This is a genomic window from Candidimonas humi (genome assembly GCF_019166065.1).
Taxonomy (GTDB): domain Bacteria; phylum Pseudomonadota; class Gammaproteobacteria; order Burkholderiales; family Burkholderiaceae_B; genus Candidimonas; species Candidimonas humi.
This window is the reverse complement of the sequence record NZ_JAHTBN010000002.1, coordinates 298461-312369: the sequence shown is the minus strand read 5'-3', so window position 1 is coordinate 312369 and position 13909 is coordinate 298461. Positions and strand designations below refer to the sequence as shown.

Annotated in this window: 12 protein-coding genes and 3 tRNA genes; 11 read left to right on the top strand and 4 right to left on the bottom strand. The window is 59.5% G+C overall.

Annotated features, from left to right (window positions below; genetic code table 11):
* Positions 1 to 3: 3 nt before the first annotated feature.
* Complete coding sequence (locus KVP10_RS04895; RefSeq protein ID WP_343218689.1) at positions 4 to 837, bottom strand: tripartite tricarboxylate transporter substrate binding protein; 834 nt, start codon at positions 835 to 837, stop codon at positions 4 to 6.
* A gap of 374 nt (positions 838 to 1211) precedes the next feature.
* Between KVP10_RS04895 and KVP10_RS04890 the strand changes: the two genes are divergently transcribed.
* Both KVP10_RS04890 and KVP10_RS04885 read left to right on the top strand, forming a co-directional pair.
* Complete coding sequence (locus KVP10_RS04890; RefSeq protein ID WP_343218688.1) at positions 1212 to 1883, top strand: IclR family transcriptional regulator; 672 nt, start codon at positions 1212 to 1214, stop codon at positions 1881 to 1883.
* A gap of 222 nt (positions 1884 to 2105) precedes the next feature.
* A complete protein-coding gene (locus KVP10_RS04885) occupies positions 2106 to 2618 on the top strand; it encodes a DUF1697 domain-containing protein (RefSeq protein WP_217963349.1) in 513 nt (170 codons plus the stop codon).
* A gap of 115 nt (positions 2619 to 2733) precedes the next feature.
* On the opposite strand, the gene ada is transcribed toward KVP10_RS04885, so the two are convergent.
* Positions 2734 to 3834, bottom strand: coding sequence for a bifunctional DNA-binding transcriptional regulator/O6-methylguanine-DNA methyltransferase Ada (gene ada, locus KVP10_RS04880; RefSeq protein WP_217963348.1), 1101 nt, complete (start codon positions 3832 to 3834; stop codon positions 2734 to 2736).
* Between the two features lie 228 nt (positions 3835 to 4062).
* Positions 4063 to 4650: an NUDIX domain-containing protein gene (locus KVP10_RS04875; protein WP_217963347.1), complete on the bottom strand. Its 588-nt coding sequence runs from the start codon at positions 4648 to 4650 to the stop codon at positions 4063 to 4065.
* Positions 4651 to 4740: 90 nt separating this feature from the next.
* Here KVP10_RS04875 and KVP10_RS04870 point away from each other — a divergent pair, with 90 nt between their 5' ends.
* Positions 4741 to 5790: a metallophosphoesterase gene (locus KVP10_RS04870; RefSeq protein ID WP_217963345.1), complete on the top strand. Its 1050-nt coding sequence runs from the start codon at positions 4741 to 4743 to the stop codon at positions 5788 to 5790.
* An 880-nt stretch (positions 5791 to 6670) separates the two neighbouring features.
* Here KVP10_RS04870 and KVP10_RS04865 read toward each other — a convergent pair.
* Positions 6671 to 7840: a methionine aminotransferase gene (locus tag KVP10_RS04865; RefSeq protein WP_217963343.1), complete on the bottom strand. Its 1170-nt coding sequence runs from the start codon at positions 7838 to 7840 to the stop codon at positions 6671 to 6673.
* Positions 7841 to 8127: 287 nt separating this feature from the next.
* Here KVP10_RS04865 and KVP10_RS04860 point away from each other — a divergent pair, with 287 nt between their 5' ends.
* The 8 genes from KVP10_RS04860 to KVP10_RS04825 all read left to right on the top strand — a co-directional run bounded on the left by KVP10_RS04860 (position 8128) and on the right by KVP10_RS04825 (position 13866).
* Positions 8128 to 8334, top strand: coding sequence for a cold-shock protein (locus KVP10_RS04860; protein WP_088602212.1), 207 nt, complete (start codon positions 8128 to 8130; stop codon positions 8332 to 8334).
* 715 nt (positions 8335 to 9049) lie between these two features.
* Positions 9050 to 10960, top strand: a complete 1911-nt coding sequence (gene mnmG / locus KVP10_RS04855; RefSeq protein ID WP_217963341.1) for a tRNA uridine-5-carboxymethylaminomethyl(34) synthesis enzyme MnmG — start codon at positions 9050 to 9052, stop codon at positions 10958 to 10960.
* Positions 10960 to 11640, top strand: a complete 681-nt coding sequence (gene rsmG, locus KVP10_RS04850; RefSeq protein WP_217963340.1) for a 16S rRNA (guanine(527)-N(7))-methyltransferase RsmG — start codon at positions 10960 to 10962, stop codon at positions 11638 to 11640. Before mnmG ends, rsmG begins: the two co-directional genes overlap by 1 nt.
* Positions 11637 to 12449, top strand: a complete 813-nt coding sequence (locus tag KVP10_RS04845; protein WP_217963339.1) for a ParA family protein — start codon at positions 11637 to 11639, stop codon at positions 12447 to 12449. The genes rsmG and KVP10_RS04845 overlap by 4 nt, the downstream gene beginning before the upstream one ends.
* A 31-nt stretch (positions 12450 to 12480) precedes the next feature.
* Positions 12481 to 13407, top strand: coding sequence for a ParB/RepB/Spo0J family partition protein (locus tag KVP10_RS04840; RefSeq protein WP_217963338.1), 927 nt, complete (start codon positions 12481 to 12483; stop codon positions 13405 to 13407).
* Between the two features lie 140 nt (positions 13408 to 13547).
* Positions 13548 to 13634: transfer RNA gene (locus tag KVP10_RS04835), tRNA-Tyr, on the top strand.
* A gap of 38 nt (positions 13635 to 13672) precedes the next feature.
* Positions 13673 to 13746 (top strand) — tRNA-Gly (locus KVP10_RS04830).
* 45 nt (positions 13747 to 13791) lie between these two features.
* A tRNA-Thr gene (locus KVP10_RS04825) sits at positions 13792 to 13866 on the top strand.
* Positions 13867 to 13909: the final 43 nt, after the last annotated feature.

The window sequence follows — 13909 nt, the reverse complement described above, 5'->3', positions numbered from 1 at the left end:
CAATTAGCCAATCTGGATATGGGCGGTCTTGGCCACGGCAGCCCAGCGATCGATTTCCTTGCTTACGAACTCAGTTGCCTGGGCCGGAGTATTACCGATCGGGTCCATACCCATGTCGGCCAGACGTTTCCTGAAGTCCGGCTTGGACAACGATTCGACCACGGCCTGGTTGAGACGTGCAATCACCGCCGCAGGCGTCTTCGCCGGCGCGGCCAGACCGACCCAGAAAGTGGCGACCATTTTCGGCATGCCGACCTCGACTGCCGATGGAACATCGGGTAGCACAGGCGAACGCTTGTCGCTGGTAACCATCAGCGCACGCAACTTGCCCGACTTGATGTAGGGAAGCATGGTTGGTATCGAAGATGTGAGCATCTGGATCTGGCCGGTCAGCAGGTCTTGCGTAGCCGCCGCGGCTCCCTTGTATGGCACGTGCACCAAGTCCACCCCGGCCAAGCTCTTGAACAACTCGCCGCACATATGCGGATTGGTCCCCAGGCCGCCCGAGCCGAAATTGAGCTTGCCGGGATTGGCCTTGGCATAGGCGATGAATTCCTGCACGTTCTTCGCCGGCACGGATGGATTGATTGCCATCACGTGCGGCACCGAGGCAATAGTCACAATCTGCGCGAAGTCGCGCCGGGCATCGAAGGGCAGGTGTGCGACCACGCCAGGTGCGATGACGTACGAGAGTTCAGTGGTCAGCAGCGTATAGCCATCGGCAGGCGCGCGCGCCACCGTGGTCCAGCCAATGATATTGCCCGCGCCGGGCCGGTTCTCGACGATCACCGGCGAATTGAAGAACTGGTTCATTTGCTTGGCTGTGAGACGTGCCACCGAGTCGGTGCTAGAACCAGCCGAAGAAGCGACGATCAAAGTTATCGGATGCGACGGAAACGACGCTGCGGCGCGCGCCACGCCAGCGAATGGCGTCGCCAGCATCGCAACCGCGAAGCGGCGTCGGGAAATACTGATAGAACGAGAGCTGAACATTGAAAATGTCTCCTGCCGTAGGCTTGCGTGTTATTTTCCGCTTGCGTTTTTTATTTCTATTAGATAAAATTCAATAACAATCGATAGAAGTCTATCCCAACGCAGTACGCCCGTCAATCCGGCCAGGCGCTCTTTCCGCGCCTCTACACGACCGTTTCCGCACTATGCCCCGATACCATAGCGACGCTCCCATCCGTTCTTCGGCCCAGGAAGGCGGCGTGGCCGCGGTGGACCGTGCTCTGCTGCTGCTGACCGCCTTCCAGCCACAAGACCGTTCTCTATCGCTGAGCGAGCTGTCACAACGCACGCAGATCGTCAACAGTACGGCGCTACGATTGTTGGCTTCACTGCGGCATTTCGGGCTCGTGCAACGACTCGACGACGGCCGCTATGCGCTCGGGGCCGAGGTGGTACGACTGCACGCAGCCTATACAGCCGCCTTTTCACAAGAAGACCTCGTAATGCCGGTGCTGCGCAAGCTGGTCGAGCAGACGCGAGAGAGCGCGTCGTTCCATGTGATCCATGGCGACAATAGCCGCCTGTGCTTGTACCGTGTGGATTCGCAACAGGCAGTACGCGACCATGCGAATGTGGGCGATTTGCTACCGCTCGATCGTGGGGTGGGCGGTCGATTGCTGATGGCTTTCGACGGCGCCAAAGGCGCGCTCTATGCGCAGATCCGGCGCGACATGGTGTTTTCCCGCGTGGGCGACCGCACGCCCGAACTAGCGGGTATTGCCGCGCCAGTCTTCGGCGCGGGCGGCAAGCTGGAAGGCTGCATCTCTCTGTCGATGCCATCCAGCCGCTTCAGCCAGCAACACATTGAACCGGTCCAGGCGGCAGCGCGTCAGGTAAGTGTCGCACTGGGCGATACTGCCCGCTGGGAGTGACCCCCGAACATCACCAATACAGATCCCGGTGCCGGGCCGCTCAAATACCAGGCCGCCCATGAGAACCTGGGGTGGTCCTTGAAACAGCATGGGTGGCGATCAGTCGCCTATGTTCAGCCAGGCGCCATATATACTGTGCAAATCAAATATTCGATCAAGGCCAGGGGATTTCGAAACCTTGCGCAATCTTGTTCCTGCAATACCTAGGTGCGGAGAACATTCATGCCTGCCTATATAGCCCTGTTGCGCGCGATAAACGTCGGCGGCACCGGCAAGCTGCCCATGGCCGAACTCCAGGCCATGTGTACTGCCGAAGGTTTCTCGGCAGTTCGTACTTATATCGCCAGCGGCAATGTGGTGTTCTCGAGCCCGCTGTCCGAAAACCAGGTCAAAACCAGGCTGGAGCAGCGCTTGCGGGAATATGCGGGCAAGCCCGTGGGTGTCGTGGTACGCACGGCACAGGAAATGGCCGATGTGCTGAAAGACTATCCTTTTCCCGATTCTGCCCCCAACCGCAGCGTGGCGATCTTTCTCGATGCGGCGCCTGCGCCCGACGCGCTCGAGCATGCGCGCGGCCGCCAGGATGAAGAAGCCAGGCTGGGCAAGCGGGAAATCTATGTATCGTACCCCTCGGGCATGGGGAAGTCGAAATTCAAGATCCCTGCCGCCGAATTGGGGACGGCGCGCAATATCAATACCATTGCCAAGCTTGCGGAGATGGCGGCCGCCTTGTAGCGGGCACGCCGATATGCGTCGACCATCGGGCCGATCGCCATCGGCCTTTGCCGGCAATCATGTCATACGCAAAACTCATACAAGAGATTCTTATCTCTTTGAAAACCGATTGATGTCAGGCCTCGCCATCTTCCAGCATCGAGCCTTCGCGCCTCAATAGTTCGCGCTTGCGCTCCACGCCCCAGCGATAGCCGGAAAGATCGCCGTCGCGGCGCACTACGCGATGGCAGGGTATGGCCACGGCCAGGCGGTTGGCGCCGCAAGCTTGCGCCACGGCTCGCACCGCCCGCGGCGAGCCTATGCGCTGCGCCACCAGGGCATAGCTGACCGCAACGCCGGGGGGGATCTCGCGCAGGGCTTTCCATACGCGCTCCTGGAAAGCGGTGCCGCGTATGTCCAGGGGCAGGTTCAAGCCCTGTTCGGGAGATTCGATGAAACCCACGACTTGCGCGACCAATTGCTCGAAATCCCGGTCGCCGCCGATCAGGCGCGCCTTGGGAAACTGGTCTTGCAGTTCGTGCACCAGCCGGTCGGGATCGTCGCCCAGGAATATGGCGCAGATGCCGCGCTGGCTGCGCGCCACCAGGATCGCGCCGAGGAAACACTGCCCAACCGCGAAACGGATTTCGGCATGATTGCCGCCGCCGCGATAATCTCCGGGCCGCATGCCCAGCATGGCCTCGGAGTTCTCGTAGAAACGGCTGTTGGAATTGAAGCCGGCGTCGTAGATGGCATGGGTTACCGAGCCGGCCCGCCCCAGGGCGCGGCGAAGCTTGCCAGCGCGATGGGCGCTGGCATAGTCTTTGGGCGTAAGGCCCGTCTCGCTCTTGAAGATGCGGTGAAAATGGAACGGACTGATGCCCGCCTGTGCGGCTAGTTCCTGCAAGCCGGGCTGCGGATCCGAGGTCTCGATGAGACGACAGGCCTGTTCTACCACTGCGGCGCGCCGTTTCGCCGCTGTGCCGCGATCCGCCGTCGCGCGGCGGCTGGGCCTGTAGCCCGCTGCCTGCGCAGCTTGCGGGGTATCGAAGAACTCCACGTTTTCGCGCCTGGGCAAGCGGGCCGATGAACTGGGGCTGCAATAGACGCCGGTGGTCTTGACGGCATAGACAAAATGGCCGTCGGCGGCGGTATCGCGCGCGAGCACGGCGGCCCAGCGGCTTGTCGCATCTATATAGGCGTCGGCAGGCTCGGCGCGTTTTGCATTACGGCTCATGATTGCTCCGGACGTAAACAGTCGATATACGCAAAGATAGCCGGTATCGTATCGGCCGGAACTTCGTTTCTTGCGCCCGAATTCTGAACAGGCCAGACCACTTGCTCTAGCGCCGTATATCAGAAGTTCACAGCCATGAAATCGCATCTTCGCGCCCACGGCGGCATTGCAAGCCTTGCAGGCGGCACCGGGCAGAGACCCGGCTCAGGCGCGCCGGCCTTGCCTTACTCAGCCTTCCAGGTCGCGCCAGTCCAGGCGCCAGTTTCCGGACTGCACGTTCTGCAGCCAGAGCATGCAGGTAAGTGTCTTTGCGTCCGTCACGCCGCCATTGCGACAGGCCTGGGACAGTTCGTCCACGGTGGCGCTGGTGACTTCCAGGAATTCGTCCTGGTCGCGCCGCGGCGTGCCGGCCACGAGGCCGCGGGCGAAGAAAATGTGGATGATTTCGGTGGAATAGGCGATGGCCAGGTGCAGGGCCCCGGCGTGGGCCCACTGCTTCGCCGTATAGCCGGTTTCTTCCAGTAGTTCGCGACGCGCGCAATCCAGGGGATCTTCGCCGGGATCGAGCTTGCCTGCCGGGAATTCGGTCATCACGCGGCCTACCGGATAACGGTATTGGCGCTCGAGCAGGACGCGGCCGTCATCCAGCAAGGGGATGACCACCACGGCGCCGGGATGCACTACATATTCGCGGCTGGCCAGCGCGCCGTCGGGCAGGCGCACCGTGTCGCGGCGCATTTGCAGGAAGCCGCCCTGCACCAGAACCTGGCTGTCGACCCGCGTTTCGGCGAGATGGCTATCGTCCTTGTCTGACATGATCTACGGCCTGTTTATCTTGGTAGAGATTAACACGCAGGGCCAACATGCAGCGCCCGCGCCTATCGGCCGTGGTATTCTGGATTCACTATGCATCTGGTCCAAAGACTGCCCGATAATCCGCTGGACATCATAGGCGATATCCACGGAGAAAAAACCGCGCTGGTGAAGCTCTTGGCTCACCTGGGCTACGACACGCACGGCAAGCATCCGCGCGGCCGCAGGCTGGTTTTCGTCGGTGATCTTTGCGACCGCGGGCCCGACAGCCATGGCGTGATCCGCCACGTACAAGACCTGGTGGAACACGGCAGCGCCAGTGTCATACTGGGCAACCACGAAATGAACTTGCTGACCGACGATGCCAAGGACGGCTCGGGCTGGTTCTTCGACGAGCGCCACGAAAACGACCTGAAGTTCTACGCACCCTTCAGCCGCACGCCGGCCTCGGAACGCGACGAAATAAGGCAATTCCTGGGCAGCCTTCCGGTCGCCCTGCAACGCGAGGACATCCGTGTCGTGCACGCGGCCTGGACGCCCGAAGCGATCCATGCGATCGAGTCGCTGCCCCTGGGCAGCGTCGCGGAACAATTCCGGCGCTGGGACCGCCTGGCACAGACCACCGCCGACACTACGGGCCTGTACCACCGCTACCAGCAAGAAAGACAACACTGGGCCAGGGAACTCGAGGATGAACACAATCCTCCTCCGTTCCTGCACGCCATCGCGCAATACGAAGCAACCCAGCAGATGATCAATCCGCTGAAAGTGCTGACCTCGGGGGTGGAACGCCTGACCGACCAGCCTTTTTTTGCCGGCAACCGCTGGCGCTTCTCCGACCGGGTCAATTGGTGGAACGACTATGACGACCCGGTGCCGGTAGTGATCGGCCATTATTGGCGCATGTTCAATCCGCCGCGTAGCGGCGTCGCGCGCTACAGCCAGTTGTTCAACGGCATAGACCCCATCAGTTGGCACGGCAAGCACCGCAATGTGTTTTGCGTCGACTTTTCGGTAGGAGCACGTTGGCGCGACCGCAAGGCCGGACGGCCGATCGAAGGCTCGCGTTTCCGCCTTGCCGCGCTGCAATGGCCGGAAAGACGCCTGGTGTTCGATTCGGGCCAGGTGCTCCAGACTTCCTGATTTCCGCCTCTTTAGAGAACTTGGCGCGTCGTCCAGTTGGCCCGCCGGAAGCTCGAACGCGCTGGCGTTCTGCAGCCGGACCGGGCGCGGGCCGTAGCAAGCCGGCAAGCGTCACGAGGATTCGCGATGTCGCACGGCATCGAATTCATATTTGTCTGCTAAACAAGAACATGCGAAAGACAGCAAGCCAGGTGCCCCAGCACCTTGTACGATGCATTCTTGCCGTCTTGCCTGTCGCCCTCTTGCCCCAGCCTCTCAGGCCTTGCGCCTGGGTTCTATGCCGCAACGGCAAGTAACCGGCATATAGCGGCGCCATTTTGCTCTGAACACTTACTCTGGCTCCCGAACACCTAAAAGATACATATTGTTTCAAAATATCGGGCTGTGGATAACTACAGGGAGCAGTCGATGTGCACAGATTGTGGATTGAAGAGGAACAAGTGCCCTCTTTTTCCCGGGCCCCGAAAGTTGTCCAGTTTTGATCCACCTCCCACACCGTACTTATGCAGGCAAGAAATCGTCGGCAAGTCTTTGTAGTTCTTGATGAATTTCGGGATATGCCAGTTATCCACAGACACCCATCATCATTAATCTTTTTATATAAGGAAACAAGGAAAAAACCAAAACATCTCTCTTATCCCAGCCTGCCACGCAAGGGCTACGCCCGTAGCGGAAACGGCCTAGAATGGGCGCCTGCCGCAATGGCGCTGCCTTCGAACATGGATCGGCAGCACGCGATCCGGAAAAAAAGCCGGTTCGGCAAGCAAACCGTGGAATGCATGGTTTGCTCGACTTGGGCCGGCTTGTATGTTGCAGCTATGTGGGGATATTGGTGGATTTGCGGAACTTCGGACTGGGATCGCGGACGCGAAAGCCGGCTTCAGGCTCGCGCAAGCCGGGCTATTGCCTCGTCCAGCGTTGCATCCTGCTTGGCGAAGCAGAATCGCGCGAGCCCATGGTTCGATTCGGGCGCATCGGGCCGGCGGTAGAAGGCGGACACGGGTATGACGGCCACGCCATGTTCCAGGGTCAGCCAGCGGGCAAATTCCGCTTCGGGCAAGTCGGAAATGGCGTCGTAGCGAGCCAGCAAGAAAAATGTGCCCTGGCTGGGCAAAGGCTGGAAACGAGTGGCCGCCAGGCCGGCATGCAGGCGGTCGCGCTTGGCCTGGTAGAAGTCGGAAAGACCCAAATACGGCTTCGGGTCTTGCATATAGTGGGCCAGCGCGTGCTGCATGGGCGAAGGCACGGTAAACACCATGAACTGGTGCACCTTGCGTATTTCAGCGGTCAAGGCTTGCGGGGCGCAGCAATAGCCGATCTTCCAGCCCGTGGTGTGGTAGGTTTTGCCGAAGGAAGATATGACCACGGCATTGGCAGCCAGCGATGCGCGGCGGGCGATGCTCTGGTGAATGTTGCCGTCGAAGACGATGTGTTCGTAGGCTTCGTCGGACAACAACATGATGCCGGTGTCGCGCACGATGCTTTCCAGGGCGTCCAGGTCGGTTTCCGTCATGATGATGCCCGTCGGATTGTGCGGGAAATTCAACATCAGCATCCGTGTGGCCGGCCCGATGGCGTCGCGCACCCGCTGCCAATCGACGCGGTATGTGGGATGGGACGCATCGGGAGCCTGCATGGGAACCACGACGGGTATCCCGCCCGCCAGCTCGATGGCGGGCAGGTATAAGTCATAGAAGGGTTCTATCACTACGACTTCATCGCCAGTTTTGACGAATGCCTGGATGGTGGCCATCAGCGCTTCGGTGGCGCCGCTGGTGACAGTGACTTCTGCCAGTGGATCGTAATTTGCGCCATACAGCTTGTGTGCCTTGGCGGCGATCTCTTCGCGCAATGCCACGATGCCTGGCATGGGTGGGTATTGATTGTGTCCCTCGGCCATGGCTGCGCTGACCAGGTCCAGCAGGCGCGGATCGGGATTGAAATCGGGAAAGCCCTGCCCCAGATTGATGGCCTGCTGCTCTGATGCGAGCTGGCTCATTACCGTGAAAATGGTCGTTCCTATATTTGGTAGCTTGGATTCGAAGTTCATGATCTGGGGCGGGTGAAAGTGGAGGGGTATTGTGTGTAATTGCCGTTAAGTTGCTTAATACTGTCCCTAGCGACGGAAAAATACCACACTGGGGTAAACAAGTATTTGATTAAGCATTAAAGCGTGGTTATGCTCACACCTGCACTTGAAATCAAGTCGTACGCAGGATCGTTTTGCTTGATTCGTGCTTTGGGTTCCATACTGGCGCTCATCGTCGGATCCAGTCTAGTTCGTGTCAGCGCTCTTGGTTCATTGCAATTTTGTTTATTTTTAGGACGCTACACATCATGGCTCAAAAGGGCAAAGTTAAGTGGTTCAACGCCGATAAAGGCTTCGGTTTCATTACTCCCGACGCCGGCGGTTCCGACGTGTTCGCTCACTTCTCCGCTATCGAAGGCCGCGGCTACCGCAGCTTGAACGAAGGTCAGGAAGTCGAATTCGAAGTCAAAGATGGTCCCAAGGGCCCTCAAGCAGCCGAGATCCGCCCTCTATAATCTTTGCTAGATTTGTGTAGTTTTCTGCACAGATTTTCAGCGCCCTGGTCCATGACCAGGGCGTTTTTATTTGGTGCCCTATTCCGGTTTTTGTTCTTGCGGCGATTATTTGAATAAGCTGCCGGATTTGCTGTGATCTGTGTTCTTTCGGGCTTGCATATTATTTTGCTCGAGGCGGGATATTTATGTTCTCGGCATTTACTTATTCCTTGCTCGTTCAAGGATGATATTTCTGAGATGCTATGCAAACCTGTTTTGATTTACCGGGTGTTCAGGCGCCTGCCGCTAAAGAATCATTTTTCGGAGTTGTTCTTGATTCCAGGCTAGCGGACGGCACATGGCAAGCTAGCGAGAGATCTAAGTTTGATTCTCCAGGTATAGCAGTCGTGCCGGATTTGTTTAGATAAACGGATACACGAGCTTGGGGATACCGACTTTCCCGTATCTCACCCTACGATTTATTCACAATCTATCCACCGAATTTTCAGGACTTATTCCCAAACTTATCCACAGGCTACCTTGTTGCCCGATTTTCATGTTTCACGTGAAACATTGGTTGTAGCTCTTTCGATTTATTTGTTGTGCGGGATTCAACGCCCATCATTCTCAGGCTGATGTTTCACGTGAAACAATCAGGCAATACCGTTCGGTGTGTTCCACGTGAAACATAGGCTGAGAGCTATAATCTAGTCTATCTAGAATTGCTATACATAAAATGATTTACCCCGAAGAATTCGACGTGATAGTCATAGGTGGTGGCCACGCTGGCACCGAGGCGGCGTTAGCCGCAGCCCGTACTGGCGCATCCACCCTGCTGCTGACTCATAACATGGAAACCCTGGGCCAAATGTCCTGCAACCCTTCCATAGGAGGGATAGGCAAAGGACATCTGGTTAAAGAGGTCGATGCCCTGGGCGGCGCAATGGCACTGGCCACGGATGAGGCCGGGATTCAATTTCGTATATTGAACCGATCCAAAGGTCCTGCGGTCCGAGCGACCAGGGCCCAGGCGGACCGCTCTTTATATCGTCAAGCCATACGGGGGAAACTGCAAAACCAGCCCAATCTCTGCATATTCCAGCAGTCGGTGGAAGACCTGATGCTGGAGGGAGATAAGGTCGTAGGTGCAGTTACCCAGATCGGTCTGAAATTCAGGGGTCGAGCTGTAGTCCTGACCGCAGGCACATTCCTTAATGGTTTGATCCACGTGGGACTGGACCATTACTCGGCAGGGCGTGCTGGGGATCCACCGGCCATCAGCCTGGGGCAACGCCTGAAAGAGCTCAAGCTGCCACAAGGGCGCCTCAAGACCGGAACCCCTCCAAGAGTCGATGCACGCAGCATAGATTTTTCTCGTACCGAGGTGCAGCCCGGCGACATGGATCCGGTGCCCGTGTTTTCCTATATGGGATCGGCCGATATGCACCCCCGGCAGTTGCCGTGCTGGATTACCCATACCAACCAGCGTACGCACGACATCATTCGTTCGGGCCTGGATCGATCTCCGCTGTACAGCGGAATCATCGAAGGGGTGGGGCCGCGTTATTGTCCGTCTATCGAAGATAAAATCCAGCGCTTTGCTGACAAGGACAGCCACCAGGTGTTTCTGGAGCCCGAGGGGCTGCATAGCACTGAAATCTATCCCAATGGGGTATCCACCAGTCTGCCGTTCGACATACAGCTAGCCTTGCTGCGCACTCTGCCGGGACTGGAAAACGCCGTCATCATGCGCCCGGGCTACGCGATCGAGTATGACTATTTCGATCCACGTGGATTGAAGTCCAGCCTGGAAACCAAGGCCATCGAAAGTCTGTTTTTCGCAGGGCAGATCAATGGCACTACCGGTTATGAAGAGGCCGCGGCGCAAGGCCTGCTGGCAGGCGTGAATGCTGCGCGCAAGACTCGTGGGCAAGAGCCATGGACTCCGGCGCGCAACCAGGCCTATCTGGGTGTGCTTGTCGACGATCTGGTTACACGTGGAGTCACCGAACCATATCGCATGTTCACGTCCCGTGCCGAATACCGCTTGAGCCTGCGTGAAGACAATGCCGATATGCGCCTGACCGAAGAGGGGCGGCGCATGGGCCTGGTCGACGATGAGCGCTGGGATGCTTTCAACCGCAAGCGCGATGCCGTTGCGGCAGAGGTCGAACGGCTGAAATCGTCCTGGGTGAATCCGAAAACGCTTGCAGCGGAAACTGCGCAATCCTTGCTGGGCAAGCAGATTGAACGTGAGTACTCACTATTCGATTTGTTGCGGCGGCCCGAAGTCAGTTACCGCGACCTGATGTCGGCGCCGGATGGCGAGAACGGGCTGCTTGCCGGGCCTGGCCTGCAAGATGCGGTGGCCGCGGAACAAGTAGAGCTGCAAGCCAAATACGCCGGGTACGTCACTCGCCAGCAGGAAGAGGTCGATCGCCAGGCGGCGCTGGAGTCCCAGCCCATACCGGCGGCCCTGGACTATGACTCGATCGCTAGCCTGTCCTTCGAGGTGCGCCAGCGGCTCAAGGCTGCCCGGCCCGAGACCGTGGGACAGGCCGGGCGCATTTCGGGCGTCACGCCCGCTGCGATTTCCTTGTTGCTGGTGCATCTGAAACGCCTGCAGTACGGCAAGAAAGCCGCGTGATGGCGGCGAACGACCCGGCATCCGCCGCGCGCCTGGAAGAGGCTGCGCGCCGCATGGGGCTGAGCCTGCAGGCCGGGCAAAAAGAAGCGCTGCTGGGCTATATCGCGCTGCTGCAGCGCTGGAACCGGACATACAATCTGACCGCGGTGCGCGATGCGTCGCAGATGCTGGTGCAGCATATCTTCGACAGCCTGTCAGTCGTAGGACCGTTGCAATCGGAACTGCACAAGCGCGGCAGCGGTGATGCCGCAAGAGTGGCCGACATCGGTTCGGGTGCGGGCCTGCCCGGCATGGTGCTGGCCGCCCTGAATCCCGGCTGGCAAGTGTATTGTGTCGACGCCGTCGAAAAGAAAATGGCTTTCGTGCGGCAGGCAGCCGGTTCTCTCGGCCTGTCCAATCTGCACGCCATGCATGCGCGTGTTGAAACATTAACGCCGCTCGATGCGGATGTCGTCGTGTCGCGGGCCTTTGCTTCGCTTGCCGATTTTGCCATACTGGCGGGCGGGCACGCGGCCGCGAACGGCAGCCTGCTCGCCATGAAGGGGCGCGAACCCCTGGACGAGATCCAGGCCCTGGAAGACACCGAATGGAAGGTCGCGCGCATCGAGCCTGTGACCGTACCCGAATTGAATGCCCAGCGTTGTCTGGTCTGGATGAATCGCCGCCAAGGAAACCTATGACTGAGCAAAAAGCCCGCAACGGGACCAGCGTATTTTGCATCGCGAACCAGAAGGGCGGGGTGGGCAAGACCACCACGGCCATCAACCTGGCGGCGGCCCTGGCGGCGCAGGGCAAGCGCGTGCTGCTGGTCGACCTGGATCCGCAGGGCAATGCGACCATGGGCAGCGGCATCGACAAGAACGCAGAGCAAAAGAACCTGTATGCAGTGCTGATAGGCGACGCGAGCGTCGAGGAGGTCCGTGTGCGCTCGTCCTCGGGCGGCTACGACGTGCTGCCCGCGAATCGCGAGTTGTCGGGAGCGGAAATCGATCTCATCCAGATGGAATCCCGCGAACAGCAGCTCAGGCAAGCTCTGGAAGGCGTGGACGGCCAGTACGACTTCGTGCTGATCGACTGCCCCCCCACGCTGTCGCTGCTGACCCTGAACGGGCTGGCCAGCGCCGACGGTGTCATCATCCCCATGCAATGCGAGTATTTCGCGCTGGAAGGCTTGTCCGACCTGGTCAACACCGTCAAGCGCGTGCATCGCAACATCAATCCCGACCTCAAGCTGATCGGCCTGTTGCGGGTGATGTTCGACCCGCGCGTCACCTTGCAGCAGCAAGTGTCGGCGCAGATCGAAAGGCATTTCGGCGACAAGGTGTTCAAGGCCGTCGTGCCGCGCAATGTACGGCTGGCCGAAGCCCCCAGCCACGGCGTGCCCGGCACGGTCTACGACAAGAACTCCCGCGGCGCGAAAGCCTATATCGAGTTCGGCAAGGAACTCATCAAGCGCGTCGGCCGGGAGGCCGCCGCGGCGAGCGCCTGAACCGGGCGCCGTCAGAATAAGGAATCACATTATGGCAAGCAAGAAACCCAAAGGCCTGGGGCGCGGCCTCGAAGCGCTACTCGGCGCCGACGCCGATGCCATCGACAAACTGGGCGCCGAGCCGGTTGCGGCGTCCGCCAATCTTCCGTCCGCGCTGCCGGTCAAGAAGCTGCGCGCCGGCAAATACCAGCCCCGTACCCGCATGGACGAAGGCGCGCTGGCCGAGCTGGCCGAATCCATACGCACCCAGGGCATCATGCAGCCCATTTTGGTGCGCCCGCTTGCGGGCAAGGACGCCGGCAATTATGAAATCATCGCCGGTGAACGGCGTTTTCGCGCGGCGCAGCTCGCCGGCCTGTCCGAAGTCCCGGTGCTGGTGCGCGAGGTCGCCGACGAAAACGCCGCCGTCATGGCCCTGATCGAAAACATCCAGCGCGAAGACCTGAATCCGCTGGAAGAAGCACATGGCGTGCGCAGGCTGCTGGACGAATTCGGCCTGACCCACGAGCAAGCGGCGCAGGCCATAGGCCGTTCGCGTTCGGCCACCAGCAATCTGCTGCGGCTGTTGAACCTGAGCGGCCCAGTGCAGACCATGCTGCTGGCCGGCGACATCGACATGGGCCATGCGCGCGCGCTGCTGGCCGCCGACGCGGCCACGCAGATCCTGCTGGCCAACGAGATCGTCGCCAAGCGGCTGTCGGTGCGCGAGGCGGAAAAGCTGGTCACCCGCAGCCTGCGCGAATCGGACGAGGCGGCCGCGGGCGGTACACGCAAGGCGGCGGCGCTTTCGGGCGACGCCAAGCGCCTGGAACAGGCCCTGTCCGACCACCTGGGCACGCGGGTCACGCTCAAGATCGGCGCGAAAGAACGCGGCCAGCTGCTCATTGATTTCCACGGCTGGGAACACCTCAATTCGCTGCTTGAACGGCAGGGCCTGTCCAACGTCATCGACAACTGAGCCGGCGATACGTCCCCCATATGCCGGTCGAAATGTCAAGAACGTATGGGTTGCAAATTTCGGGGCGCCGGCCTTGCCTTATGGGCTGCACCCAATTTGACAAGCATGTAAAAACTCTACATAATTAGCAGTTCTCTTTTGGTGGGGTGCCCGAGTGGTTAAAGGGGGCAGACTGTAAATCTGTTGGCCTTGCGCCTACGTTGGTTCGAATCCAACCCCCACCACCAAGAGCGCAGTACCGGTACCCAAGAATTGAATCCCTCTCGCGGGTGTAGCTCAATGGTAGAGCAGAAGCCTTCCAAGCTTATGACGAGGGTTCGATTCCCTTCACCCGCTCCAGTTTGTTGTGTCGCCCGCAAGGGCGGAGTGCACGGTAAGGCATTTGCCCATGTGGCTCAGTGGTAGAGCACTCCCTTGGTAAGGGAGAGGTCGCGCGTTCGATCCGCGCCATGGGCACCACTTCTTTTTCATCACACATCGCTTTACAGCTCTATTCCATAGT